The 21,832-nt window shown below is 61.7% G+C and carries 22 protein-coding genes; 2 read left to right on the top strand and 20 right to left on the bottom strand.

Annotation, left to right across the window (positions count from 1 at the left end; genetic code table 11):
* Positions 1 to 2: 2 nt before the first annotated feature.
* From trbF to ACE10Z_RS37080, 16 genes are all read right to left on the bottom strand, one after another.
* Positions 3 to 683 carry a conjugal transfer protein TrbF gene (gene trbF / locus ACE10Z_RS37005; RefSeq protein WP_375785112.1) on the bottom strand — a complete coding sequence of 227 codons (681 nt, stop codon included), beginning with the start codon at positions 681 to 683 and terminating at the stop codon, positions 3 to 5.
* A gap of 48 nt (positions 684 to 731) precedes the next feature.
* The gene (gene trbL, locus ACE10Z_RS37010) at positions 732 to 1,967 is read right to left on the bottom strand and encodes a P-type conjugative transfer protein TrbL (protein WP_375785113.1); all 1,236 of its coding nucleotides are present in this window, start codon (positions 1,965 to 1,967) and stop codon (positions 732 to 734) included.
* A 3-nt stretch (positions 1,968 to 1,970) separates the two neighbouring features.
* Entirely contained in the window at positions 1,971 to 2,342 is a 372-nt protein-coding gene (trbK-alt, locus tag ACE10Z_RS37015) for a putative entry exclusion protein TrbK-alt (RefSeq protein ID WP_375785114.1), read from the bottom strand.
* Positions 2,342 to 3,073 carry a P-type conjugative transfer protein TrbJ gene (gene trbJ, locus ACE10Z_RS37020; RefSeq protein ID WP_375785115.1) on the bottom strand — a complete coding sequence of 244 codons (732 nt, stop codon included), beginning with the start codon at positions 3,071 to 3,073 and terminating at the stop codon, positions 2,342 to 2,344. Before trbJ ends, trbK-alt begins: the two co-directional genes overlap by 1 nt.
* Positions 3,070 to 5,511 (bottom strand): conjugal transfer protein TrbE, encoded by a 2,442-nt coding sequence (gene trbE, locus ACE10Z_RS37025; protein WP_375785116.1) that lies wholly within the window; start codon positions 5,509 to 5,511, stop codon positions 3,070 to 3,072. The genes trbJ and trbE overlap by 4 nt, the downstream gene beginning before the upstream one ends.
* Positions 5,512 to 5,520: 9 nt before the next feature.
* Positions 5,521 to 5,784, bottom strand: coding sequence for a VirB3 family type IV secretion system protein (locus ACE10Z_RS37030; protein WP_342709613.1), 264 nt, complete (start codon positions 5,782 to 5,784; stop codon positions 5,521 to 5,523).
* Positions 5,784 to 6,107 carry a TrbC/VirB2 family protein gene (locus ACE10Z_RS37035; RefSeq protein WP_375790015.1) on the bottom strand — a complete coding sequence of 108 codons (324 nt, stop codon included), beginning with the start codon at positions 6,105 to 6,107 and terminating at the stop codon, positions 5,784 to 5,786. Before ACE10Z_RS37035 ends, ACE10Z_RS37030 begins: the two co-directional genes overlap by 1 nt.
* On the bottom strand, positions 6,107 to 7,075 hold the full coding sequence (trbB, locus tag ACE10Z_RS37040) for a P-type conjugative transfer ATPase TrbB (protein WP_375778927.1): 969 nt from the start codon (positions 7,073 to 7,075) through the stop codon (positions 6,107 to 6,109). Before trbB ends, ACE10Z_RS37035 begins: the two co-directional genes overlap by 1 nt.
* Positions 7,076 to 7,275: 200 nt before the next feature.
* Entirely contained in the window at positions 7,276 to 8,592 is a 1,317-nt protein-coding gene (locus tag ACE10Z_RS37045; protein WP_375785117.1) for a nitrate/nitrite transporter, read from the bottom strand.
* 82 nt (positions 8,593 to 8,674) lie between these two features.
* Positions 8,675 to 9,373 carry a hypothetical protein gene (locus tag ACE10Z_RS37050; RefSeq protein WP_375785118.1) on the bottom strand — a complete coding sequence of 233 codons (699 nt, stop codon included), beginning with the start codon at positions 9,371 to 9,373 and terminating at the stop codon, positions 8,675 to 8,677.
* Between the two features lie 311 nt (positions 9,374 to 9,684).
* Positions 9,685 to 10,107 carry a CopG family transcriptional regulator gene (locus ACE10Z_RS37055; protein WP_375785119.1) on the bottom strand — a complete coding sequence of 141 codons (423 nt, stop codon included), beginning with the start codon at positions 10,105 to 10,107 and terminating at the stop codon, positions 9,685 to 9,687.
* A gap of 10 nt (positions 10,108 to 10,117) precedes the next feature.
* Entirely contained in the window at positions 10,118 to 12,094 is a 1,977-nt protein-coding gene (locus tag ACE10Z_RS37060) for a conjugal transfer protein TraG (protein WP_375785120.1), read from the bottom strand.
* 1,379 nt (positions 12,095 to 13,473) lie between these two features.
* Positions 13,474 to 15,201, bottom strand: a complete 1,728-nt coding sequence (locus ACE10Z_RS37065; protein WP_375785121.1) for a relaxase/mobilization nuclease domain-containing protein — start codon at positions 15,199 to 15,201, stop codon at positions 13,474 to 13,476.
* A gap of 243 nt (positions 15,202 to 15,444) precedes the next feature.
* On the bottom strand, positions 15,445 to 16,341 hold the full coding sequence (locus ACE10Z_RS37070; RefSeq protein WP_375785122.1) for a lytic transglycosylase domain-containing protein: 897 nt from the start codon (positions 16,339 to 16,341) through the stop codon (positions 15,445 to 15,447).
* A 2-nt stretch (positions 16,342 to 16,343) separates the two neighbouring features.
* The gene (locus ACE10Z_RS37075; RefSeq protein ID WP_375785123.1) at positions 16,344 to 16,850 is read right to left on the bottom strand and encodes a S26 family signal peptidase; all 507 of its coding nucleotides are present in this window, start codon (positions 16,848 to 16,850) and stop codon (positions 16,344 to 16,346) included.
* Positions 16,850 to 17,314 (bottom strand): DUF2840 domain-containing protein, encoded by a 465-nt coding sequence (locus tag ACE10Z_RS37080; RefSeq protein WP_375778919.1) that lies wholly within the window; start codon positions 17,312 to 17,314, stop codon positions 16,850 to 16,852. The genes ACE10Z_RS37075 and ACE10Z_RS37080 overlap by 1 nt, the downstream gene beginning before the upstream one ends.
* Positions 17,315 to 17,633: 319 nt before the next feature.
* On the opposite strand from ACE10Z_RS37080, the gene ACE10Z_RS37085 reads away from it, so the two are divergent.
* A complete protein-coding gene (locus tag ACE10Z_RS37085) occupies positions 17,634 to 18,683 on the top strand; it encodes an IS110 family transposase (protein WP_375785124.1) in 1,050 nt (349 codons plus the stop codon).
* Between the two features lie 587 nt (positions 18,684 to 19,270).
* On the opposite strand, the gene ACE10Z_RS37090 is transcribed toward ACE10Z_RS37085, so the two are convergent.
* The 4 genes from ACE10Z_RS37090 to ACE10Z_RS37105 all read right to left on the bottom strand — a co-directional run bounded on the left by ACE10Z_RS37090 (position 19,271) and on the right by ACE10Z_RS37105 (position 21,226).
* On the bottom strand, positions 19,271 to 20,173 hold the full coding sequence (locus ACE10Z_RS37090; protein WP_375785125.1) for a replication initiator protein A: 903 nt from the start codon (positions 20,171 to 20,173) through the stop codon (positions 19,271 to 19,273).
* Positions 20,174 to 20,175: 2 nt separating this feature from the next.
* Positions 20,176 to 20,454 carry a helix-turn-helix transcriptional regulator gene (locus tag ACE10Z_RS37095; RefSeq protein WP_375785126.1) on the bottom strand — a complete coding sequence of 93 codons (279 nt, stop codon included), beginning with the start codon at positions 20,452 to 20,454 and terminating at the stop codon, positions 20,176 to 20,178.
* A gap of 356 nt (positions 20,455 to 20,810) precedes the next feature.
* A complete protein-coding gene (locus ACE10Z_RS37100; protein WP_375785127.1) occupies positions 20,811 to 21,095 on the bottom strand; it encodes a hypothetical protein in 285 nt (94 codons plus the stop codon).
* A complete protein-coding gene (locus ACE10Z_RS37105; protein ID WP_375778914.1) occupies positions 21,092 to 21,226 on the bottom strand; it encodes a hypothetical protein in 135 nt (44 codons plus the stop codon). The genes ACE10Z_RS37100 and ACE10Z_RS37105 overlap by 4 nt, the downstream gene beginning before the upstream one ends.
* 279 nt (positions 21,227 to 21,505) lie before the next feature.
* On the opposite strand from ACE10Z_RS37105, the gene ACE10Z_RS37110 reads away from it, so the two are divergent.
* Positions 21,506 to 21,832: a helix-turn-helix domain-containing protein gene (locus tag ACE10Z_RS37110; protein WP_375785128.1), complete on the top strand. Its 327-nt coding sequence runs from the start codon at positions 21,506 to 21,508 to the stop codon at positions 21,830 to 21,832.

The raw sequence follows: 21,832 nt of genomic DNA on the forward strand, positions 1-21,832 counted from the left end.
GGTTAGCCCAGCTCCTTCGACCAGTTGATTGCGTTGACATAGATGCCCAGTGGATTCTTCCGCAGCCGATCCAGATCACGTGGCATCTCCACGATGACGGTGATGATCGCGCTCCATCGCTCGGTCACGGCAAGCTGGCCGTTGTCGTAACGGCGCTCGATCCAGGCCAGACGAAAGCTCTCTGGCGACGCCCGAATGACGCTCGAGACCTCGATTGCAATTTGCGTCTTGCCAAGTTTGGCGAAGGGGTCGTTGTTGCGGGCGTAGTCATTGAGCGTGGCCGCGCCCCGGTCCGTCGTGAAGTCGTAGGCGCGCAGCCAGTTTTCACGCAGCACGATGGCGTCCATCGGCAGGCCCCGCACGTGCTCGATGAAGCGCGCTAGGTGAAACGCGATCTGAGGGTCGGTCGGCTGATAGCCGGCATTCGCAGGCGCGAGGGCCTTTGATTCGCCCAATTGATCGACCTCGACCACCCAGGGCGTGATCGTGCCGTGCGCTGACTGCCAGACCAGGGCGCCGGCAAATCCTGCGGACAGAAACAGGCAACCAAAAGCCATCAGGCGCCAGTTCTTTGCCTGGACGCGTGCTGCGCCAATGCGGTCATCCCAGACCTGGGCTGCGCGTTGATAAGGAGTGACTGCTTCCGGTGTGCGGCCATAGTGAACGGCCGATCGTTTGAACATCGTTTGCCCCCGAGGTATGACTGAGAACAGGATTAAGGGAGAGAAGCGTCAGCGATCGCCTTCCGAGAGGTCGACTGACCCGCCGCCCCCGCCGTGATCTCCCGATCGGATCGCGTGCGTTGCAGCTGATGCCCCATGCTGGATGGTCTGCGCCCGCTTCATCCGATGAACCCATGCGGGCGCGCTGCCGGAAGCAATCGTAGAACTCCCTTCCCGCTTACCGACATCGCTCGCTCTTGCACCGAGACCAGCTGCGATCGAGCGCAAGGGGCTTGCAGTAGCCGAACCGCTCGCCTCGGAGCCGGCCTGGCTCGCCGACCGAAACACGCTCGTCGCGCCACTCGCAATGACGGTTCCTCCGCGCGCCGCGCCCGCGATGGCGCCGCTGGCAAGACCGGCGGCGCCGGCCGCAAGACCAGCGCCGGCCACAACCACTCCGCCTGCGGCGAGGCCTGTGCCCACGGCACAACCCGCGCCAAGCTGCGGGCCGCCAGAAACGATACCATTGGCGATGCCGGGTCCGAAAATGCCAAGGCCGAGCAAAGAGAGAGCACCGAGCACCAGCGCCATGGCGTTCTCGATCGTGGGCTGGTTGCCACCGAAGCCTGACGTGAATTGCGAGAACAAAGTCGATCCGATACCGACAATGACGGCAAGAACCAAAACCTTCACACCTGACGAGATCACATTGCCGAGGACCCGTTCTGCCGCAAAGGCGGTCTTCCCAAAGAGGCCGAAAGGGATCAGCACGAAGCCGGCTAGCGTCGTCAGTTTGAACTCGATTAGCGTGACGAAGAGCTGGATCGCGAGAATGAAGAAGGCCAGCAGCACCGTCATCCAGGCGAACAGGAGGACAGCGATCTGGACGAAATTCTCGAAGAAGCTGACATAGCCCATCAGCCCGGAAACAGAGTCAAGGATCGGACGGCCAGCATCGAGCCCGACTTGCGCAATTCGGCCCGGCCGCAGGAAATCTGCCGATGAGAGGCCGGTCCCTGAGGCTTTCAGTCCAAGACCGGCAAAGCTCTCGAAGACAATCCGGGCAAGGCTATTCCAATTGCCGATCAGGTAGGCAAACACGCCGACAAACAGAGTCTTCTTGATGAGCCGGGCAATGATCTCCTCGTCGCTCCCAAAGGACCAGAACAGGCCGGCGAGCGTGAGGTCGATCGCAGCCAATGTGGTCGCGAGATAACCGACTTCGCCCCCGACGAGGCCAAATCCGGAATCGATGTAGCGAGTGAAGGTTTCCAGGAATTGGTCGATGACGCCTGTGCCGCCCATGGCTCACTCGCTTTGGCTTGGAACGGGGGGATAACCGGGCGAGACACGGCTTTCGTCCTTACGCGGCACAGGAGATGGCGAAGGTCCGACGCCCGCCCGGCTATCCGAACCGTTCGAAGATCCCCTTCCCCCCAAAAACCGGCTGCGCTGGTCGGCCCAAATGTTCTGGCATTCGAGGAGAGCGTCCTTCTGCTCGTAGGTAACGGTGCGGCATTGGTTGAGCTTTGCGGCGGCCGCATCACCCTTGGGAGCGAGCGTGGAAGATTCGGGTGGACTCTCGTCGCTCCGCAGGCGAATGGCGCAAGCCGCGATGGCGAGAACCATAAGCGCCGCTGCCATCGCCATGGGCAACCGTTCAAATGTGATCTTCATCATCAGTGGAACATCTGCACGGTTGCTGGTTGATAGCCCTGGCCTTGGGCGAGGAATCGCCGCAGCTGCTCTCTGCCCTGATCCTGAGCTGCTGCGCGCTGCGCAGCGTCAAGCGTTTGCGCCCTGCCTTGCGCGACCACGCTTGCCGTAAGATCCGATAGCTGCTGCGCTTGGAGCGCAAGTAGCTGATTGCCTGCCTGGCTTGCCTGAAGGGCGCCCGACGCGCCCTGGCTCGCTGTAACCAGACCCGACATTTGGGTCCGATTGGTATCGAGATTCCCGACGACGGTTGCTTGCACCCGCATCGCGTCCTGCAGGCTGGCGACCGAGTTCTGCCAACGTGCTTGCGCGTTGGCGACCATGCCCCCATCAGACATGCTCGATGATGCCGGCGCGTAGGTCGTGGAGAAGGCGCGATCGATCTGCTGCACGTCGTAGGCGATGCGTTGAGCTTGGCCAAGCAGTTGCTGGGTACGCTGGATCGATTGCTCGAGCTGCTGCAACGACGAATATGGCAGGCTCGCCAGGTTCCTCGCCTGGTTGATCAGCATCTGTGCTTGGTTCTGCAACGATGAGATCTGGTTGTTGATCTGCTGCAGCTCGCGCGCAGCCGTGAGCACGTTCTGCACGTAATTGTTCGGATCGAAGACGATCAACGCCTCGCCGTCCCGGGGGACATGAACGAGGGCGATAGCGATCAAGCTCGCTGCCGACAGCCGACGGAGACGATTCATGGCAAATTTCCTTCCTTCGCAAGCTGCGGAATGAGATTGCAGGCCCAACCGAGATCACGTGTCTTCAGCCAGGCCTCGACAAAATCGTCCTGGCTGTGCTCCTTAAGGACCTGCTCGATGAGAGCCTGGTCGGCCTTGGAAGACGCGGCCGCGAAGGCAAGCGCGATTTCGCCGAGGCCGAGCTCGAACAGTCGGTTGCCCCGGCGCGACTGGCAGTAGTAGTCCCGCTTCGGCGTCGCTCGCGCCAAGATCTCGATTTGCCGATCGTTCAACCCAAAGCGGCGGTAGGTCGCCATGATTTGCGGCTCGATGGCGCGGTCATTCGGCAGCAGGATCCGGGTCGGGCAACTCTCGATGATTGCGGGCGCAATTGCGGATCCGTCAATATCGGCAAGAGATTGGGTGGCAAACACGACGGAAGCGTTCTTCTTGCGCAGCGTCTTTAGCCATTCGCGGAGCTTGCCGGCGAAATCGGCATCGTCCAGTGCAAGCCACCCCTCGTCGATGATGAGCAGCGTGGGACGGCCATCAAACCGGTCTTCGATCCGGTGAAACAGATAGGACAGAACCGCCGGGGCGATACCGGTGCCGATCAATCCGTCGGTCTCGAACACCTGAACGGAGGCCTCTCCCAGCCGCTCACCTTCCGCATCCAAGAGCCGCTCAAAGGGACCACCGAGGCAGTAGGGCTGCAGCGCGCGCTTCAAGGCATTGGATTGGAGAAGGACGGAGAGCCCGGTCAACGTGCGCTCCCCAACTGGCGCCGAGGCGAGCGAGGTCAAAGCCGACCAGATATGTTCCTTCGTCTCGGGGGTGACCTCGATGCGCTCGCGGCTCAAGATGGATGTTATCCAATCGGCCGCCCAGCCGCGTTCCCCAACGTCCTCGATTCGCGCAAGCGGCTGGAGCGCCACAAACTCGGAGGATCCTCCACTGACCGCACCGCCAAGATCGTGCCAGTCGCCCCCCATGGCGATCGCAGCTGCGCGGATCGAACCGCCGAAGTCGAAGGCAAAGATCTGGCCCAACGGATATCGCCGGAACTGCAGAGCCATCAGCGCGAGCAGCACCGACTTGCCAGCGCCGGTCGGTCCGATCACCAGGGTATGTCCGACATCGCCGACATGAAGAGAAAACCGGAATGGCGTCGATCCTTCGGTCTTGCCGAAGAACAGTGGAGGGGCCTTGAAATGATGGTCCCTCGCCTCTCCCGCCCAGATGGCAGACAGCGGAATCATGTGGGCCAGATTCAAGGTCGAGACCGGCGGCTGGCGGACGTTGGCGTAAGTTTGGCCCGGCAGGCTGCCGAGCCAGGCTTCGATCGCGTTCACCGTCTCGGTCATGCAGGTGAAGTCGCGGCCCTGGATCACCTTTTCGACGAGGCGGAGCTTTTCGTCGGCCGCGCGGGGATCCCTGTCCCAGACCGTGACGGTTGCAGTCACAAAGGCCTCGCCGATCTGATCGGAACCCAGCTCCTGGAGCGCGCTGTCGGCGTCCATCGCCTTGTTGTGGGCATCGGTATCAAGAAGCGTGGAGGCCTCGTTCGTCATCACCTCTTTGAGGATCGCGGCGATCGACTTCCGCTTGGCAAACCACTGCCTCCGGATCTTGGTCAGGAGCTTTGTGGCATCTGTTTTGTCGAGCATGATGGCACGGGTCGACCAGCGATACGGGAACGCCAGGCGGTTGAGATCATCGAGAATTCCGGGTGTGGTCGCGCTCGGAAATCCCACGACCGTCAGGATGCGCAGATGTGCGTCGCCCAGCATCGGTTCCAGCCCGCTGGTCAACGGCTGGTCGGCGAGCAGCGCGTCGAGATACATCGGGATTTCCGGCACGCGCACCCGGTGCCGCTTGGTCGATACTGTCGAGTGAAGGTAGGTCAGCGTTTGCTCGTCATCGAGCCAGCCGCAATCCGGCATGAAGCCCTCAACGAGCTGCAGCACGCGGTTGGTCCGATCGACGAAGCCCCTGAGCAGCTCGCGCGCGTCCGCTCCTGCGCTGCGATAGCTGCCCTCATAGAGGAGACGCTCCGCAGCCGCTGCACTCTCTGCCGGGGGCAGATAGAGCAATGTGAGATAGTAGCTCGATTCATAGTGTCTGCCGGCTTCCTCGAATTGCGCTTTCCGCTCCGCATCCACGAGGGCCGATGCGACATCCGGGAACATGTCCGGCGGGTAGCGTCCAGCCGAATGCCGTTGCGCTTCAACAAAGACAGCCCACCCGGAGCCGAGACGACGGAGCGCGTTGTTCAGTCGGCCTGCCACCGCAACGAGCTCAGCCGGCACGGCACTGTCGAGGTCAGGCCCTCTGAACCGTGCCGACCGCTGAAACGAGCCATCCTTGTTTAAGACAATTCCCTCATCGACTAGGGCGGCCCAGGGCAAGAAGTCGGCAAGACGCGTATTTGAACGGCGATATTCGGCGAGATTCATCATGGGACAACTTCATGCGCTGAGATGACCGGGGACGCGAACGTGGCGGCGCACAACCTCCACGAACTCTGGATCGCGCTTGGCAGCCCAGACCGAAGCCATGTGGCCGATGAACGCGAGAAGAAGGCCGGCCAGCCACAAGCGCAGGCCAAGGCCGAGTGCGGCAGCCAATGTTCCGTTGAGGATCGCGACTGAACGCGGCGCACCACCCATCAGGATCGGTTCGGTGAGCGCGCGATGGACGGGGGCGACAAAGCCTGCGACTGGCTCATCCATCAGATCACCACCCCGCCGCCGAAGGAAAAGAACGACAGGAAGAAGCTGGAAGCGGCAAATGCGATCGACAGACCGAACACGATTTGGATCAGCCGCCGGAAACCGCCTGAGGTGTCGCCGAAGGCAAGCGAAAGCCCTGTCACGATGATGATGATGACTGCGACGATCTTGGCGACGGGACCTTCGACCGATTGCAGGATCTGGTTGAGCGGTTGCTCCCAGGGCATGTTCGAGCCGGCAGCAAAGGCCGGCGCGCTCGCCAGGTACAGGCAAGCGAACGCTGTAGCCGAAAGGAAGGCCCGCCCGAGATGTGATCGCGTCATCATGACTGTTCTCCAATTTTCGAAAGGCTGTAGTCGCCCGATGGTCCAAGGTCGGTGACAGAAGCGAGCTCGCTGAGGCGCCGTTGGGCACCCCGGCCGGAAAGCACGGCGATAACGTTGATGGTCTCCGCTATCAGCGCACGCGGAACGGTGACCACGGCCTCCTGGATGAGCTGCTCGAGCCGCCGCAGCGCCCCCAACGCCGTGCCGGCGTGGATCGTGCCGATGCCGCCGGGATGGCCAGTTCCCCAGGCTTTGAGCAGATCGAGCGCTTCGGCTCCGCGGACCTCTCCGATCGGAATACGATCGGGGCGCAAGCGAAGCGAAGAGCGAACCAGGTCAGAGAGGGAGATCACGCCGTCCTTGGTCCGCAACGCTACCAGGTTGGGCGCCCTGCACTGAAGCTCGCGCGTATCTTCGATGAGGACAACGCGATCCGATCCCTTGGCGACCTCGGCGAGAAGCGCATTCGTCAGCGTCGTTTTGCCGGTCGACGTGCCGCCCGCGACCAGGATGTTCTTGCGCGCAGCAACGGCATGACGAAGCACGTTCGCCTGCTCCGCGTTCATGATGCCGGCAGCGATATAGTCGTCCAGGCCGAACACGGCGATCGCGGGTTTACGGATCGCGAACGCCGGTGCGGCAACGACCGGCGGCAACAGGCCTTCGAAACGTTCGCCGGTTTCCGGCAGCTCAGCCGAAATACGGGGCGAGCCGGGGTGAACCTCGGCACCCACATAATGTGCCACCAGCCGGACAATTCGTTCGCCGTCTGCTGCGGACAGGCTCTCGCCCGTATCGGCAAGCCCGCTCGATAGCCGGTCGATCCACAGTCGTCCATCGGGGTTAAGCATCACCTCGACCACGGACGGATCTTCCAAAAAGCCCGCGATCGCAGGTCCAAGCGCGGTGCGGAGCATGCGTGCGCCACGCAATTCGGCTTCCGAATGGAACGAATGGATTGCCACAACTGCCCCCAAGGCTCATCGAGGCAGCCAAGGATCAGCGGCCTCTCATGGAGACAACTAGAAAAGGCAGAACCAGCGGCATCGCAACAATGGGAGAATGCGGTTCGTAGCCTGGCGTAGAAGAAGAAAGATCCGGAAAGAATGCTTCCGACGCGCCACAGAATGAAGGTCCAGGAGATCAGCCCGTCAACAGGCAGGCTTCACCACTCAGCATGTTCATCCCCCTCCAGCAGGACGAGATCGGCCGCTGGAACAACGACCTCAACCGAGCTCCGGCCGCCCGCTGCCAGGCTTATGGCAGGAGCCTCGGCCTTCCGTTTCCGGCCACCAAGCGGCGGGACGGAAAACCAGACGAGCGCTGCAAGCTGCAGCAACATGTTCACTCCGAACGCGACCTGGTAGGCAATCAAGGGATAATGCCCAGCCTCAAGAGGCCAATGCTCCAGAATCAGTCCCGTCCCGTACTGCACAACGAATGCCCAGCCAAATTGCAGAACGTTCAGGGCGCCATTCGCGCGTGCAACGAGGTGGGTCGGGAAATAATCTCCTATGATGGCGTAGGTCAGAGCCGTAGCCGATCCAGCGCCCGACACCACGAACCATGGCAGCAGCGACGGCCAAGGTGGATGCACGATCAGCACAAGCTCGGCTCCAATCAACATCACTGCCACGGCAGCAAGGACGGCTTCCGTCTTCTTACCGCGATGGCGCACCCAGTTTGCAAGCACGCCCAGGCCTAATGCACTGAAGCTCAGAGCGACCGCCATCAGGAACAATTCATTGACGAGACTCGCTCGATTCAGCCGTTCCACATCACAAAGCCAGGGTGCCGCCCACAAGGACTGCAGTGCCCAGGCCGATCCGATGCAAGTCGCCGATAACGGCGCAATTCGCCAGAACCGGGCATCCGAATAGACGGTTCTCAGGCTGACGGGCTTGCTGCTGGGCTGTGGCCTTGTGGGTCGTTCAGGAACCACAACATGAATTAAAACTGCGGCAAGCGCAGTCACGGCTGCGAGCGCTCCGAACAGCCCCCTCCAGCCGACCCGGTCCAGAACCACCTCGGCAGGAGCTGTCGCTGTGACCGCCCCGAACGATCCCAGCATGATCATAAAGCCATTAATCACGGCCATCCGTTCTTTTGGAAACCAGAGGACGATGATTTTGAGGCCAGACATCAGGGACGCGGCGCTCCCAAGTCCGATCATCGCGCGAGCGATGAGAAGCGATAGGAATCCCGTCGATAGTGCAAAGAGCGCGGCCCCCGCTGCGGCGACGGCCAAGAGCGCGCCCTGCACCCGTCGCGGTCCGAAGCGGTCGAGACACATACCGATCGGAATCTGCGCTGCCATAACCACCAGGAAATAGACTGACGTGAGCAAGCCCATCTCGGCAGCGCCAAGCCCAAGATCGAAAGCGAGGCGGCCAGCAATCAGCGTGTTGATCGTTCGGAACAGGTACGCAAGGTAGTATCCGGCCGCAAAAGGAAGAAAAGCACACGCTATGAGCCTCCACATTGGAAGCGGCCCAAATATGTTTTCGGGCAATACCGGCGTCGGACTGTGCCCCAGCGCGCGGGTGACAGCCGGCCCAGCTGGCTCAGCAAAACGAGTTGGGCAGATTCCGAAAGCTCGCCGTGCTGCCGCCCTCCCCGGCGGCAGCATTTGGCTCGGATATCTCCTCAGCGGCGGTCGTGGACAGACCTTTCGAATCCGGTTGTTCTTCCGCCCCAATCTTTGACGTGCCGCTGGGAGCCTCATGGGCAGCTCGACCGGCCCTGCCGAGCCGATCGATCGTCTCCTGTATCAATGGTTGTCGGAGCCGTACCCGCCGCTCGACCTGCTCGACCAGAATCTTGAAGCGCCGCTCGCCAAGCAGGCAAGCCTCGCCCTGATGGGATTGCAGCATGGGCGGCGTCACGGTGAGCTGATAGCGCGCGTGCAGGGCGACAGTTTCGGCAATGATTGCGATCGCGTGTTCAAGCCTGGTCATCTGACCAATCATCCGGTCCAGCGCCTCCTCGACCAGCCTTTCGGCGGGTGGCGCAGGATTAAAGAAGCGCTCCAGCGCTGTCTCGACGACCATGCTTTTACCGAGCCCCGGGCGGTTGGTCGCAGCGTCCAGTCGCTCGAACATGCTCTCTGAGAGCTGAACGGTTATCTTTCTAGTCCGCGGCGCTTCGCTCAGATTCGGCAGAGCATCCGACTCATCACCGTTCAGGCCCGAGCTGGTCTGCGTTTCGAGGTCTCCATTGCCTTGCATATTCCGCTTTCTTGCATTGCAGCCGTACCAGGCCACGCCACGGCGCTTCGGCCGCGACGTAGATCCGATCGAAGCCGCTGAATCGCTCCCAGCCGACGGCTGGAGGAAGAAGAAGCAGGTCGGACGTCACTTCAACGGCACTGAACCGCCTTTCGTGGCCTGGCGTAGCGAAGGAAAGAAATGGCGCCCTGATTGAAGGGGGGTGCGAGAGCGGTCTATTGGTCGGCCGAGATCATGACGCTTGGGCGAGCTGCCGAGTTTGCACAGCCCGTCGTTCCCTTGCGCGATTGCAGGTCAGTCATTTCAATGGGCGGCACTGCAACATCGCCCGTCCGTCGGAACACGCTCTACTCGGCTTTCTCAGAGGCGTGCAAATCGACGCTCACCTCTTTCAGGACGGTCGAGCCGCTTGAAAGACGCCTTCCCAGGGCCTCAACGAAACGATCATAGCGTTCGGCCCCTTTGGCACGTGCGGCCGGGCCCGAATGCTCCGGAAGCGCCGGGGTCGAGGTCAGCCAGAATCGGATGAAGAGCGCAACCGTCTCAAGCGTGATGCCATCATTGCGTTCCAGTCGCTCAAGGACCCGCGTGACCCGGTCTAGGCGTTTTGCGATCACCGCCTCTCGCCGGTCGGAATCATCAGGACCAAGGAACGAAGCGATGGCAGCTTCCGCAACCAGCGACTTGGGCTGCCCACGATGCTTTGCGAACGCATCGAGAGTTTTGAACGTCTCTGGGTCGAGGTAGATGCTGAGCTGGATCTTTTTCATTTTGGTGCGCTCAGAGGTCAATCCCATCATCCGGGTCGAGACTGGCGGTCCTTGCCACGCGCTGCATCGGCTCGGTCATGGCGCGGGCATGGACGTCATCAGCATCGGCCTCGTCGAGGTCGGCATCGAACTCGTGGTCGGCGACAGGTGCCTTGACCTCGATCTCCTCATGCTGAGGCAGTTCCGGTTCGCGGCGAAGACCTCCATTCGGGTCGTCGCCCCCGTGCTTGCGCCTCGACAGGAGATGGGTTGAAGGCGCAATTGGGCTGCGGGCTGACCAATCATCCGCCCGTGCAGGAATGCTACTCAGTTGAGCTCGCGGCGGCTGCAACAGGCGCCGCTGAAACTGCGGATCCTCATAGTAACGGACCTTGGTGGCGCGTACAGGATGCAAGCCGGAGACCATCACAATCGCTTCTTTAGGTGACAGCTGCATGACCTCGCCCGGCGTCAGCAACTGGCGAGAGGTCTCCTGACGGCTCACCATCAGATGTCCAAGCCACGGGCTCAATCTGTGCCCCGCATAGTTTTTCATCGCCCTGAGCTCGGTCGCCGTCCCGAGCGCATCCGACACGCGTTTGGCGGTGCGCTCATCATTGGTCGAGAAGGCGATCCGAACGTGGCAATTGTCGAGGATCGCGTGATTTTGACCATAGGCGCGTTCGAGCTGATTGAGGCTCTGGGTGATCAGGAAGCCGCGGATGCCATACCCGGCCATGAAGGCCAGCTGGCTCTCAAAGAAGTCGAGCCGGCCGAGCGCGGCGAACTCATCCAACATCAGCAGAAGCTTTTGTCGGCGTCGCTCGCCATCCAGGCTCTCGGTCAATCTTCGGCCGATCTGATTGAGGATGAGCCGCATCAACGGCTTGGTCCGAACGATGTCGGAGGGGGGCACGACGAGGTAGAGTGAGACGGGCTGCGTAGGGTCCACCAGATCGCGGATTCGCCAGTCACTGCGCGCGGTGATTTTCGCGACCACGGGATCTCGGTAGAGGCCGAGGAAACTCATGGCGGTTGAGAGTACGCCCGAGCGCTCGTTCTCGCTCTTATTGAGAAGCTCGCGCGCGGCTGAGGCAACGACGGGATGAACGCTGGTTTTAAGATGCGGTGTCGCCAGCATTGCGTTGAGAGTGACGTCGATCGAACGGGATGGATCCGAAAGGAAATTGGCGACACCGGCGAGGGTCTTGTCGGCCTCGGCGTAGAGGACATGCAGGATCGCACCGACAAGGAGAGAGTGGCTGGTCTTTTCCCAATGATTCCGACGTTCGAGTGCCCCTTCCGGATCGACAAGAATATCCGCGATATTCTGAGCGTCTCGCACTTCGCAGTCGCCACGGCGAATTTCGAGAAGGGGGTTGTATGCGGCACTGGCTGGATCGGTCGGATCGAATAACAGCACCGGCCCGATGCGCGAGCGCCAGCCAGAGGTCAACTGGTAGTTTTCACCCTTGATGTCGTGGACAATTGTGGAGGCGGGCCATGTCAAAAGTGTCGGTATGACAAGGCCAACGCCCTTGCCGGAGCGTGTGGGGGCAAAGCAGAGCACGTGCTCGGGCCCGTCATGCCGCAGATAATTGTCCTCGAAGCGGCCGAGTACCACGCCATCAGGCCCCAAAAGTCCGGCCCGCCTCACCTCGCGTGCATCCGCCCAGCGTGCCGAGCCGTACGTGGTGACGTTTCTCGCCTCGTGCGCGCGCAGAACGGAGAGCATCATCGCGAGTGCGATTGCCGCAAGGCCACCACTGGCGGCGATGGCGCCGCCCTCAAGGAATATTATTGGCGCGTAAGCATCGAATTTGAACCACCAAGGGAAGAAGGCGGTCGGCTGGTAGATCGGCCAATGCCCAAGGTTGAACCAGGCAGGTCCAAGCTGTGGCTGAAAGGCAAGTCGCCACGCTGTCCATTCGGTTGCCGCCCAGAGGAACGCGAGCACGACGAGACAGACCAGGATGACTTGATGCCAAATGATCTTGGTTGCGGACATGGAGCGGAGATGTGGATAGCATCCTTGGCCTGCGCACAACTAAGCCCGCCCGCGCATCGCACTCGCGCGCGTCCTGGCGCGTGAATCGGCGGGTCCGCGCACGTATCGCCTGCGGTTCCCGAGGCTCGCCAAGCGGTGGGACGATGATGCGTTGTAGAGCGCGATCGAATTGATCCCAAGCCTCGATGATCTCGCGTCGTGTTGCGCCGGCACGATACTCAAGCGCGCACGGCAGCTCTAAATTGCGCAAGCACCCATCACGCCGAAGCTAAAGCGCTAGGTCATTTTGCAGATCTGTGCGTGGCCGGCATTGATCGCTGGAAGGCAGAACTGATAGATTGCAAATCCGGCGGCTAAAACCAGCCGCCATGCCTTCTTCTCATCTCGTCCATTCGGTCGGATATTGGTTTCGGGTTATCTCGGGCCAACCCGATGTCCTTTCGTATCCGATAGGACGCAGGAGCTCTCTCTATTGCTCGAGCCCGGCTCACAGTTGAGCGGCGTATCCAAGCAACGACCCGGTCGATGAGCTGCCAGCGGTTTCTATTGGCCTCTTGAACCTCCGCCTTTTTTGTATTCACTATGACGTCGCCTACGCTTCAATCCGATTGCGTCTCAAGCAGTGCCTCAAGATCTGTATCTCCTAACGAATATTTCCTCCGGATTGATGCATTTGACGGCACATTGATGCTTAAATCCTGCGTTCAGCTGCCACTTTCGCGCGATCCTGGCGGGCCGGGTTAAGACCCGGCGTGTGGCAGCAATTGCCCTAGGGTCTCGGCCGGTCACGTCTTCAACCTGGCCCCGACGCTGCGAGAGCTTCCTTCGTGCCGAGATGTCCGTCGACCCTGACGTGAGCGGTCGGATACGACAACGAGACCCACATGGCTGGTTCAACGTCGCTAAAGGGCGATCCTCACCCCGATGCCAGTGGCATCCCAGACTTGGGGCAACTGGTCGCGACCCTGCACGCTCCATCCAAACCGCCTTACTGCCAAGGAGCGCGCCGTCAGAAGAGGCTGGGTCTTGCTTAAACGCAGTGTCGGCATGCGGCGGGCAGGCAGAGGTCTTCCTCGTGACGGATGCCGGAACAGCGCGCTTGCGCGAGCTTGGTGGGAGCAGGCCCGGCTTGTTGTGCGGGCCGCCCCGTCATCGATGCACGTCTTCTCTCTCAAAAGCTGTGTCGGCTGTAGTGGCTCAAGGAGAGGCCGCCATGGTCTGCCTTTGGTCGTTGCCCTGGCAGCTCGAACGCCAGCCCAACTTGCGCAACGGAGCACTCGCGGCTCCTTATTGCATAATTCGCTTGTGCATAGAGTATCTTCGGATGCGGGCACAACCGGACGCACATCCGAGATCGCAGTCTGAGGGAGATCGATGGATCAAAGCGAGAGCCCGCGTTTCCGACCGAAGCTCCAATCTACGCCGGCAGGACCGGCGATGCCGTTCACCTGGCGCCCCAGTTCGCGCTCTAGCGTCGGTATCCAGGGCACGAGCTGAAAGCCGAGGCCGTTGTCGATCATGGCAAATCGGCCTGAGGCAAGCGACAGCCTGCGACGATAGATCCCCGAAACGGATTCGCCTGCATCGGCAGGCAAATGCGCCAGTCCGGTTTCGGAGGCTAAGCGCCGGCCTACCGCTTCGAGTTCGCGGTCGCGAAGCGTCTCGATCAAGTTGCGGCCGAGCGTCACCTTGTCTCCCGACCGGCGTGCGAGCCCCTGCCCTGCTAGTATGTCGATGCGCCGATCAAGCGCCTGTCGCACCTCGGCACCAAAGCCGGCGCGCGAAAGCTGGGCAGAGTCGCGCGCCACGAGCTGCCGGTCGAGCCAGGTCGAGCCTTCCGCCGCGACCTGCTGGTCAACAGTGAGCTCGCAGCGCACCGCAAGCGCAATCCGTGCTCGGCCATGCCCGTCTTCGAAGCGCCGGAGTTCCACAATGCCGCCGATCGGCCCATCGCCGGTCGCTTCGATGCTCGAAAGTTTCAGGTGATGCACGCGTCCGTCAATACCGTCGACGACGGCAAACGCTGAGCCCCTAAGCTCGTCGTCGTGTCCCCGAGCGATGAGACGACCGATGACGGGCTCGCCGTGGCGCTCGCCTTCGAGCGCCCAGGATGATGGTGGGCGTGCCGTGCCATCCTTCGCGAGGCTCTTGTGTAACCGCTTGATGATGTCGCCGCGCTCGCCGAGCGCGCGCAATCGAGGCTCGGCGTCGGGAGCGAGCACCCAGCGACCGGGCCCGGCAGGCTCGGCCAGGCCCAGCCGTTCCAGCGTCCGCGTCCGGCCGATCCGAAACTCCCGCAGTGGGTCGCGGCCGGCATCCCGGTTCGGCCTCAAATCGATGACCCCGTCGGCAGCCCCCGCTTCCCGGGCGAGTCCGCGATCGAGCCTGGTGAGACGTTCGGCGGTCAAATCCGCTTCGAGCTGGCGGCGGATCTCGAGCTCCGAGCGCAGACCAAGCTCGCGGGTAACGAGCTCGCCAGCGCGCGCCCGTAATCCCGTTGAGACATACTCACGGCTAATGACGAGGTCCCTTCCGTCATCCGCCCGCCCCCGCACCAAAATGTGGATATGCGGGTGCTCGGTGTTCCAGTGATCGATCGCAACCCAGTCCAGCCGAGTGCCAAGGTCCTGCGAGGCCTGGTCCATGAGCTCGCGGGTAAAGTCGCGCAGATTGGCGAGTTTACCGGCATCGTCGGGCGAGACGATGAACCGGAAATGATGCCGATCACCTTCACATCGGTCGGCGAAAGTACGACCGTCAGCATCATCTCCCGCCGCGTCAAAAAGTTTGCCGCGTGCCCCGTCCCGGGTAACCCCGTCGCGCTGAAGATAGCCAATATGAGCTCGCAGCGCGCCCGGCGAGCGCATCCGGCGGACCACACGCGCCTTTACCATAACCCCGCGGGCCCTGCTGTTGAGCAGACGGTTGGCGGCAAGGCTCGCCGCACGGCCGCGCCCAAACTTGCCGCCACGGCTGCTGGCACCTCGCGAAATACCGCCGGCCTTCTGAGCAGCCTTGAGCGCCTGCGCCAGAAACGGTCTTGTCCGCGGCGCACGCGTGGAGCGGATGCGGCCCGGGCGGATGCGGAAATCGTCGTTACCAGTCATGTAGTGCTCCTCAGGGTGTCGAAAGCTGAGCGAGACCGGCGCGTTATTCGAACAGGAAAACTGCGCGCGATATTCGCAATGTTCGCAGCAGCACTGGAATTTGCTGCTGTTCCATGCCCCGACCGACCGGCCGCACCTTGCGGCTTTTATCCTGCCCTCGCCCGTCGCCTGGTCCTTCCGTTGTGGCCACCGCGCTCAAAGCTGCGAGTACTTTCGACAGCATGCGAGGACATGCGATTACCGTCATCGCGACTGTCGTTCGCCTGAACGACGCGCAAACAGATCCGCCGCGCGAGGTCGAAATGCGGTTGCGTGTGCGCGAACCGTATCTTTGGGCAAGCTCAGTGATTGCTCAATCGATGTGGATGAGCCGTTAACGAACGAACTGTCGGATCGACGAACAAACACGGTCGCCTGTCGCCAGTCGACTATTCGTGTGATAACCGCGCTGCCACGCTCCAGTTGATCTATGCCAAGCAACGGTGCAAGACGCTGGACGTAGGCTTGTGTTTCATCCGGAAGCGGCCGCCCCAGTGCCAGGTGCTCTTCATACCGCTTGGGACCTGCGTTGTAGGCCGCAAGAAAACCTGCTGATCCGAATCGATTGAGCATCTCGCGAAGGTATGCCGTACCGGCAAGGATGTTGTCGTGCGGATCAAACGGATCCAGGCCGAGACCATATCGAACGCTCAGCTCGACCCAAGTCTGCGGCATGATCTGCATCAATCCGAGGGCTCCGCGCGCCGATACGGCATTCGGTTTGCCACCGCTCTCGATCTCGATAACTTCCTCGATCCAATGCTGCGGGATTCCACATCGGTGCGAGGCTTCGACTATCGAGGATGTGTAGGGTGTGATGGAAGCCGGATTCGACAGGCGCCTCGCTTGTGGACGCGAAGCGGGCTCCGCGCCGCCGGCCGAGGGCAGTCCGCCCCTCAGAAGGGCGCCGAGACAGCAAACAATAATTAAAGACGGCAACCGACGCTTTGTTTTCGGGCTGAAAGCGACTTTGGCTCGATCCTGCGGCATGCGAGAGTACCGGTCGGGCCTGTCGATCGTTGTCGATATGGCCGGAACGAAGGATGAGTATTGGCACGAGCAAAACGGCTTGATGACAGACCAATCGCGGAAGTTGGACATGATCACTCCTCACCGGTCCACACCGGAAGCGCCTGCCCAATCACTGCGGATCGCGCGATTGGCCCGAAGTAGCGGCCATCGAGCGAGGCTGTGGACTGCCAGTTCATGAGAAACACTTCGTCTTGGGCGATGATGCGGCAGCCCTGCCAGGCCGGCAGTGGTCGTCCGCGGCCATCACGCTCGCGTGCGCGACCCACCTCGATATTGTCGACAGCAATGGTGAGCCCAGTTCTGCAGACTGTTTGCCCCGGCAGCGCCAACACGCGCTTCAGCATCGGAACCCCGCTCGGCAAATAGCCGTTGAAATCAAGAAAGCTGGCCAAAGGCTCCGGCGGACGAGCAGCCACAAGCTCGGTGATCCGCAGCGAGCGGAGTTCTTGCAAACGATAGAGCCCGATCGGAACGCTTTCGGACACGTTCCAGATGTAGACTGGCGTGGTCTGTTGACCCGCCGACATGACGAGAGCCACAGCCCCGATCGCTGCCAAAATTGTAGCGGGCCGCCGCATCAGAGTGCTATCCTGCGCCGATTAAGCCAAGCTTGGTGCCGCGAGCGGGTGTATGTCCGCGGGTTTTCGTTGACAGACAGGCGGTTGTGCACGTGATGCCAATATTCGGGAGCCGCGTCGGCTGGATTAATGCCGAGCGCTTCCACGGCCTCGATCAAGTGCAGCACGTGCTCGACCTTGGGCCAGCCAGATAGCCGTAGAAGGCTGTCGCCGCCGGGGTTGATGCAAGGAACCGTCGAGTATCGCTGTCCCGGTGCGACCGCGCGCAAAATGTCGATCCGAGACAGCACCGCCCCAAAGTCATTCGACGTCCAACGCACGAATGCGAAGATGCTGCCGGGCGCAAACGAAAGGACGCGCCGATGACCGTCAATGATCTTCTCCGAAGCGGCACGGCCAAACCGGACCCGGTTCTCGATGCGCTTCTCGAGCCACAACAGCTCAACAGTGGTGTGGTTGCTCACCTGGCGGCCTCCGCTTGGTCGAGAGAGGTATGAAAGAAAGAAGTCGATGCTTAGCCGCCGGCGCATCGCAGGTGCCGTTTTGCGAGCGGCGGAGCGATCGTGGTGAAGAATGCGGGCATCGGCGCTGTGGAGCGCCCGGATCAGGTCTCACGGTTAGAGCCAATGGGCACGGATCCGTTAGAAGAAATCCGAAGGATTCCTGGTTAGCCGAGGTACTGACCGGTGCCCCCTTGCCGGCCGTGCCGCTGCGAAAATGCCTCACAACGATTCGCGAACGGTACGCGCGGTGCGTCCCGGCGATTGGCGGTGGAGGCACATGATGGACTTCTTTGCAGGGCTCGACGTGTCGCTGGAGACGACGAACATTTGCGTAGTGGATGGCGACGGCCAGGTCGTCCGGGAAGCGAAACTCGAGACCGATCCCGACGCGATCGAGCTGCTTTTGGCGGAATGGGGAATCCACCTCAAGCGCGTTGGCCTGGAGGCGTTCTCCTACAGCGCCTGGTTGTTCACGGCGCTCGCCGAAAAGGGCCTCCCCGTGACTTGCATCGAGACCCGGCATGCCAAGGCGGCGCTGAATGCGATGCTGAACAAGACCGATCGCAACGACGCCAAGGGCATCGCGCAAATGATGCGAACCGGCTGGTTCCGCGCGGTCCATGTCAAATCGGAGGGCGCGCAAACGCTGCGGGCGCTGCTGGTCGGACGCAAGGCGCTGCTCGGCAAGGTGCTGGATATGGAGAACATGATCCGCGGGCTGTTGCGCCCGTTTGGCCTCAAAGTCGGCGAGATCTCGGTCGGCCGCTTTGACGCACGGGTGCGCGAGATCATGGCCGGGAAGAAGGATCTGGAGCCCATCGTCACGCCGTTGCTGGACGCCCGCAATGCGATGCGGCTGCAGCTGGCAAAGCTGCAGCGCCTGGCGCTGGCGGCGGCGCGCAGCGACAATGCGGTGCGGCGGATGATGACCGTGCCCGGTGTCGGCGCACTCGTGGCGCTGACGTTCCGCGCAACCGTCGACGATCCCACGCGATTCAAGAAGTCGACCAATGTCGGCGCGCATTTCGGCCTGACGCCGCGGCGCTACCAATCCGGGCAAACCGACCGGATCGGCAGCATCTCCAAATGCGGCGATGAGCTGACGCGGGCGATGCTGTACGAGGCAGCTATCGCGATCCTCACACGCATTCCGAGGAATTTTAAGCTGCGGCTGTGGGGCCTGCGGCTGGCCAGGAAGAAGGGTCTGAAGCGCGTCGCGACCGCGGTGGCGCGCGCGCTCGCCGTGCTGCTGCACAAGATTTGGACCAGCGGCACGACCTTCCGGTTTGGAGCTAGCGGCAAGCGCGGCCGGGTCGCTGCGGCGGTTTAAGGGCCTCCGCGACCCGGCCGCTTCCACGAGCGCCTTTTCCTTCCGCCACGGCGGAGCGGCGTCTCCCGAGGAGACGGGGTTTTGGGTGAGATCGCAACTTTTCTTGCCGGCGGCTTCATGCAGACCATTGAAGCCATCAAGCACGGCGCTGGTTAGCCTGACCGCCCATTCTCCAGATTCCGGCATGTGGTGGCCGTCGTGCCAACCATGGACGTTAGCGAGTTCTCCTCGACGAGCGAGCTGCCGCAAGGGAAAGCAACGAGTGTGATGCGGTGACGACGATGCTGGTGATCGCGTCGTGTTGCGCGCGATCGCGTCCACGCGCGTGCATTGGCGACAGGAATCGCATTGCAGGAAGGATCTGCGCGTGAGAGAGTAGATGCATGAGGCATCCTCGTTGCGCGCGCGGCCGACTTGTTCACAACGCACTGATTCACAACAAGAAGTTAGTGTCAGTACGTTAGCAAAGTTACGGCGGCACGAAGTATCCGCGTGGCAATGGTTTAGCCGCGCTTTTAGTCCCCAATAGCACGAGGGTCCGGTCCCCGATGGCACGAGGGTTCTCGTCCCTGATAGCACGAGGAGATTCACAGCCTATCCACCGCTCTGGAGAGGGCGCGGCGCTTGTGCAATCGTCGGGTGAGCGGCTCCCCGGAAGCTAGAGCGAAGTTCAATCGCTCTCCGCCATTCGGGTCGTTGGTGATGAGAAGCTGATACCCCGGCAAGGTTTGGCGACGAACGATCTGACGCAGATCGTAAGCGAAGTGCTTGAGCGGCGAAAGGGTACCCGACTTGGCGTGCAGGTGCGCTAGATCAAAGCTCCAGCCACCACTTTGACGGCCGCCGTGCTTGCGCACGAGACGGTAGAGCCATCGTTCCAATCCCCCAGTCAAATCGAAATATGCGCGGTCGATGGTCAGGACGAGCGCGTCATTAAGAACGCCGGTATAGAACCAGTCCGGCAGTATCAGCTCCAGTCCGCGGGGCTGGCCGTGCACATTGGCTGTCTCTTTCCATTCATTGATCCACGAAAAACGATGCGCTCGTCGTTCCGTTGGCTGACGGATTGAGGTCAATACGGTGGTCGATTGTAGCCGATCGAGTGCAGCTTTGAGGCGGTCGTAGTCGCGCCCGCTGGTGCCGCGACCGACGAATGTCAGGATCTCATATGGCGTAGCGGCCATCAGCCGCGATGTCTTCAGACCGGCGTCGCGGGCTTCGACCACCTGTGACGCAGCCCAGATCAGAACGTCCGCGTCCCAGATGGTCGCCATGCCATGTTCAGGCACTGCCTCGACGCGGATCGCGATGGTTCCTGCGTGGAAGGCGATCGGCACAACGCGTTTTGACTTTGCCAACGAGAAGAACGGGTAAGCCATCAGATCTTGCGCATCGCGGGGCGCCAGGTCGCCGGGAATGGTACGGAACAGATCGAGTTGGTCGCGCTCCGAGTAGCGCTTTCTGTGAGGAGACAAGTTGCCGTCCGACATGGTCAACGTCGCTCCTTGCCTGCATACGGAATGGGTGTGTGGCGTTTGGCCGGCAACACCGATCCTGCGCCTGGATCGCTCGTCGACGTCCTGGCTCCGCGGTCAACCCACGCTTTGAGATCCTCAAGCGCATAGACAACACGGCCGCCGAGCTTGCGGTAGGTCGGGCCCGTGCCGTAGGTGCGGTGTTTTTCAAGCGTCCGGCCGGACAGACCCAGAAAGCGCGCAGCTTCGGGAGTGCGTAGGTATCGTGGCGGCAAGCCGGCGTTCGGATCGGGCATTTTCGAGCCTCAGTGATCGTTTGGAGCGCAAGCGAATGGACTTGCGCAGCGGCGGTCACGATGGCGGAGCAGAAGCCCTTGGGGGGATGCCGAACATGCGGGGACGCTTTTCGGTACCCCTGCCCTATCCCTTGCGAGATATTGGCCGAAACAATGCGCGATAGCCGCCGGGCACCGGCGCACGGCCAGCCTGCCCCAGCTGTCAAACGCCACGCGAAGGCGCGGCAACACCACCTCTTCTGACGCGCCTCACCGAGAATGACGAACCGCGCGAAAGAAAGTTCGGACTACGTGCGAACGGCTTCCCGCACGAACTTGGCGGCGTCTTCGTCATTCTCGGGTAGCCGAATGCCCTATTACGCGCACGGTTCGGTCGGCGGGCTCCGGCCGAAAGTACCGGCCCGGGCCGGATCAACGCGGGCGAGGATGCTCGCCGAGCGGCTCGAGATGAAAGCCTGCTCCCGCTTGGCAACGGTCAGCTGCTCGATTTGGCACACGATGCGCGACAGATAGAAGAGTGCGAGACTGTTCTCGGGCTCTTCGACCGCGATGAGGGTCAGGGCCGGCAACGGGATGATACCGGCCTGGAATGCAGCGCTGGCGGAGCCGTCGGCGATCCGGCCATCGATGTCGAGGGTCACGGGGTCATCGCGAGATGGAACAACGAACGTTGGCCGTCGCTCAGATCCTCCAGCCCGCGGTCGCGCCCTTCCTCGTCGGGATGAAACACGACCTCAACCTTGCGGATGACCTCCTTGGAAACGGAGGTCAACAGGCCGGAACACCGGCTTTGTGTCTGTGTCAGCGGTGTGCACCTGCCGCCAGCGTCGATGCACAGCCTTGGACACGAGATCGACGGCCGCCTCGGCGCCAAAGGTGCATTGAGGCGTCCGCCCGCGTCCAAGAGCCGTCGATTTTTTCCCGGTTTCCCGCCACCGATCAAGGACAGAGGGTCAGATGGGCTAGAATTACGATTCTGTTAACCTCAGACCCTAGGAATTTTGTAGTCTTCGTGCTACATAATCGTCAAATCCGTAGCGCGAAGGTTACAATGCCAACCCCACACAATCCCCCTGCCGCCGTTCGGCGAGCCATGCGCAAGCTCGGCGCGGACATCCACGATGCTCGTCGACGTCGGCGGCTTCCGATGGCAGTGGTGGCCGAGCGCGCCTTCACGTCCCGCTCGACCCTGCAAAGAGTCGAGGCTGGGGACACCAACGTGAGCATTGGCATCTATGCGGGCGTCCTTCAGGCGCTTGGTCTGCTCGATGGTCTGAATAAGATCGCCGACATCAGCAACGACAGCATCGGACAGGCGCTGGCCACCGCCGAACTGCCCAAGCGTGTCCATCTCAAACGCAGGACCGGAGCCTCATGA

The organism is Bradyrhizobium sp. Pha-3 (assembly GCF_042258615.1).
In the GTDB taxonomy this organism is placed as follows: Bacteria; Pseudomonadota; Alphaproteobacteria; order Rhizobiales; family Xanthobacteraceae; genus Bradyrhizobium.

What these genes read in the sequence shown, in the direction of transcription:
- ACE10Z_RS37035 (WP_375790015.1), bottom strand. Translation starts at nt 6,107, where the DNA reads ATGACGCGATCACATCTCGGGCGGGCCTTCCTTTCGGCTACAGCGTTC.
- ACE10Z_RS37060 (WP_375785120.1), bottom strand. Translation starts at nt 12,094, where the DNA reads ATGTCCGCAACCAAGATCATTTGGCATCAAGTCATCCTGGTCTGTCTC.
- ACE10Z_RS37075 (WP_375785123.1), bottom strand. Translation starts at nt 16,850, where the DNA reads ATGCGGCGGCCCGCTACAATTTTGGCAGCGATCGGGGCTGTGGCTCTC.
- trbL (WP_375785113.1), bottom strand. Translation starts at nt 1,967, where the DNA reads ATGGGCGGCACAGGCGTCATCGACCAATTCCTGGAAACCTTCACTCGC.
- ACE10Z_RS37065 (WP_375785121.1), bottom strand. Translation starts at nt 15,201, where the DNA reads ATGACTGGTAACGACGATTTCCGCATCCGCCCGGGCCGCATCCGCTCC.
- ACE10Z_RS37045 (WP_375785117.1), bottom strand. Translation starts at nt 8,592, where the DNA reads ATGTGGAGGCTCATAGCGTGTGCTTTTCTTCCTTTTGCGGCCGGATAC.
- trbK-alt (WP_375785114.1), bottom strand. Translation starts at nt 2,342, where the DNA reads ATGATGAAGATCACATTTGAACGGTTGCCCATGGCGATGGCAGCGGCG.
- ACE10Z_RS37095 (WP_375785126.1), bottom strand. Translation starts at nt 20,454, where the DNA reads ATGCCCGATCCGAACGCCGGCTTGCCGCCACGATACCTACGCACTCCC.
- ACE10Z_RS37110 (WP_375785128.1), top strand. Translation starts at nt 21,506, where the DNA reads ATGCCAACCCCACACAATCCCCCTGCCGCCGTTCGGCGAGCCATGCGC.
- trbE (WP_375785116.1), bottom strand. Translation starts at nt 5,511, where the DNA reads ATGATGAATCTCGCCGAATATCGCCGTTCAAATACGCGTCTTGCCGAC.
- ACE10Z_RS37055 (WP_375785119.1), bottom strand. Translation starts at nt 10,107, where the DNA reads ATGAAAAAGATCCAGCTCAGCATCTACCTCGACCCAGAGACGTTCAAA.
- ACE10Z_RS37090 (WP_375785125.1), bottom strand. Translation starts at nt 20,173, where the DNA reads ATGTCGGACGGCAACTTGTCTCCTCACAGAAAGCGCTACTCGGAGCGC.
- ACE10Z_RS37030 (WP_342709613.1), bottom strand. Translation starts at nt 5,784, where the DNA reads ATGGATGAGCCAGTCGCAGGCTTTGTCGCCCCCGTCCATCGCGCGCTC.
- trbJ (WP_375785115.1), bottom strand. Translation starts at nt 3,073, where the DNA reads ATGAATCGTCTCCGTCGGCTGTCGGCAGCGAGCTTGATCGCTATCGCC.
- ACE10Z_RS37085 (WP_375785124.1), top strand. Translation starts at nt 17,634, where the DNA reads ATGGACTTCTTTGCAGGGCTCGACGTGTCGCTGGAGACGACGAACATT.
- trbF (WP_375785112.1), bottom strand. Translation starts at nt 683, where the DNA reads ATGTTCAAACGATCGGCCGTTCACTATGGCCGCACACCGGAAGCAGTC.
- ACE10Z_RS37070 (WP_375785122.1), bottom strand. Translation starts at nt 16,341, where the DNA reads ATGTCCAACTTCCGCGATTGGTCTGTCATCAAGCCGTTTTGCTCGTGC.